Consider the following 2,757-nt stretch of genomic DNA (forward strand, 5'->3'; position numbering starts at 1 on the left):
AGAGATTGCCAAATATGGTCCAATTTTACCGCGAGGCTTAACGGTCATTCTGCCTGAACTCGCACTTCACAATCCCCAAAGTATGGTGAAACGGTTATGGGATTAATGCGCACACACCCTTTTATTGTGGTTAAGGTGGGAGACAAACCTGTTCATGAGGTTTTTTACCAGCGTCTTTTAACCGCAACTATCACAGATCATGCCGGTAATGAAGCCGATACATTTGAAGCAGAGTTTGATGAGTGCGGCAATGATTTAGAGATTCCCTCCAGTAACAGTGCGCTCCATGTCACCTTTGGTTATGAGGACAGCATCCGTGCCTTTATGGGGCGTTTTATTGTGGAATCGGTGATCAGTTGTGGGGGCAGTGATGGAGAGATTTTGCGCCTTTGTGGCAAAAGCGCTTCCATGCGTGCGGAGATCAAAGAACAGGTGAGCGAACATTTTGACCACAAAACCATTGATGAGATTGTTGAGACCCTTGCCAAACGTCATGGTTATCAAGCAAAGGTCAGTCCACAATTTACCAAACAAACCTTGCCTTATGTGGTGCGCACCGATCAATCGGCGATTGATTTTTTAACTCGCCTTGCTGATCGGATGCAGGCACGTTTTTTAATAAAAGACAATAAGTTTTTATTTTTAAGCGGCGATAACTTACCAACACTCGACATCTATAAACACGATTGTTCCAACTGGGAATTTACCCTCGAGCCACGCACCCAATATGGCATCATTGAAGTTGCTTATTTTGATCGCACAAAAGGGCAACAATTGTCTGTCAAGCATCAGACAGGTTTTAGCGGTCCTGTGCGTCGTCTGCGTGGTTGTTACATTTGTAAAGAAGAAGCACAGGCAGCTTGTGCCTCCGAATCAGACAGGCTTTGCCGTGCTATAGGCAGCGGTTCTTTGACCCTAGAGGGGCGCCCTGAAATCATGGCGGGTCAACCGCTTCTCCTGCAAGGGTTTCGAGGCGAAATCAATGGCTCATGGAAAGCTGCAACCGTGACTCATCGCTATGAAAAGCAAAGCGGCTATACCACAGAAATAACCCTAGAAGCGCCAAATCAAGGAAAAGAGGCATGAGAAAATTAAATGTGTTAGAAACAGAAAATCCAAGAGATAATTTTGCCCCTTCTTTTCGGCAACTTCCCCATAATATTGAAGCAGAACAAGCGTTGCTCGGGGCAATCATGATCAATAATGATGCTCTTGAGAGCGTTTCTGATTTTCTCAAACCAGAACATTTTTTTGAAGCATTGCATCAAAGGCTTTTTAATATCATCTTACAAATTGTTCAAAAGGGAAAAGTTGCAGATCCGATTACCATGAAGTCCTTTATTGCAAATGATGAGAAAATTGGAGATATCACAGTTTTTAATTATGTTGTTCGTTTAGCCAAAGAAGCTGTCACAATTATCAATACTCAAGATTACGGACAGGTTATTTATGATCTGTTTATTCGGCGTTCTTTAATTAACCTTGGCACTCAAATTGTGAATAGTTCTTTTGATTCTCCTCTAGAACTTACCCCCTCTAAACAAATTGAAGCGATTGAAAATCAGTTGTTTGCATTGGCAGAGAAAGGCAAATATGGAGCTGGTTTTGAAAACTTTGATAGAGCCATTGCAAAAGCACTCAACATGGCAAGCGCTGCAAAAAAGCGTTCCTCACAGCTTTCTGGAATGGCAACCCATATTAAAACCCTTGATGAGAAAATGGGCGGGTTGCAACCATCGGATTTGATTATTCTAGCAGGGCGCCCTGGGATGGGTAAAACGTCCCTTGCAACCAATATTGCCTTTAATATTGCCAATGCTTGCAAGCGTCATGATAACCAAGCCAGTGAAGGGGGGATTGTCGGTTTCTTCTCTCTTGAAATGTCAACAGAACAGCTTGCAACCCGTATTATCTCAGAACAAACAAAGGTTTCTTCTTCCGATATGCGACGTGGTAATCTTTCTGATGATCAATTTACCAATATCATTCATGCTATGCGTTCCCTTCAAACCATTCCTCTTTATATCGATCAAACGGGAGCTGTATCTCTTGCACAATTGGCGGCCCGTGCAAGGCGTCTTAAACGACAACATGGTCTAGATGTTTTGATCATTGATTATATCCAACTGATGACAAGCGGTTCAAAGCGTTTTTCCGAAAATCGCGTTCAAGAGATTACAGCCATTACCACCGGATTAAAAGCGCTTGCAAAGGAACTCAATATTCCCATCATTGCGCTTTCGCAATTATCACGACAAGTTGAAAATAGAACAGATAAACGTCCCCAACTCTCCGATTTACGGGAATCAGGTTCAATCGAGCAAGATGCCGATATTGTGTTGTTTGTTTATCGTGAAGAATATTATCTCAAAAATGAAGAACAAAAAGAAGGCAGTGCTGAATATCACAAATGGAAAGAAGCAATGGAGCAAGTTAAGGGCAAAGCTGAGGTTATCATAGCCAAGCAACGTCATGGACCAACAGGAATCGTCCCTTTGGCTTTCCAATCTGACTTTACATGCTTTAGTGACCTAATGGATAACGACAACTTTCCAGAAATATCCGCTTGAGCTCAAAATAATGATCCGATGATTGAGGAGAAAAATCCCATAGATTCTGACAAAAAATGACAAATCTTAAAACACCCTTTGAAAGGTCTTTGAAGACCCTTTGAGAACCACTTAAAAATCATGTGAAACAAAATAAATTGGTACAAAACCTAGTGTCAAAATATACAAAACCTGCTGGCAAGCTACA

The 2,757-nt window shown here is 41.9% G+C and carries 3 protein-coding genes; all 3 read left to right on the plus strand.

Translation table 11 applies throughout. The annotated features are described in order from the left end of the window. A partial coding sequence (locus ABD917_RS08565; RefSeq protein WP_486303680.1) for a tail protein X occupies positions 1-106 on the plus strand: 106 nt, incomplete at its 5' end. After that, entirely contained in the window at positions 106-1,086 is a 981-nt protein-coding gene (locus tag ABD917_RS08570; RefSeq protein WP_345119647.1) for a phage late control D family protein, read from the plus strand. The genes ABD917_RS08565 and ABD917_RS08570, both read left to right, overlap by 1 nt. Further along, entirely contained in the window at positions 1,083-2,570 is a 1,488-nt protein-coding gene (locus ABD917_RS08575; RefSeq protein ID WP_345119646.1) for a replicative DNA helicase, read from the plus strand. Before ABD917_RS08570 ends, ABD917_RS08575 begins: the two co-directional genes overlap by 4 nt. Positions 2,571-2,757 lie beyond the last annotated feature (187 nt).

The organism is Bartonella pachyuromydis (assembly GCF_039543065.1).
GTDB lineage: Bacteria > Pseudomonadota > Alphaproteobacteria > Rhizobiales > Rhizobiaceae > Bartonella > Bartonella pachyuromydis.

Excerpts from the sequence above, each read along its gene's own strand:
- ABD917_RS08570 (WP_345119647.1), top strand. The coding sequence starts at position 106 with ATGCGCACACACCCTTTTATTGTGGTTAAGGTGGGAGACAAACCTGTT.
- ABD917_RS08575 (WP_345119646.1), top strand. The coding sequence starts at position 1,083 with ATGAGAAAATTAAATGTGTTAGAAACAGAAAATCCAAGAGATAATTTT.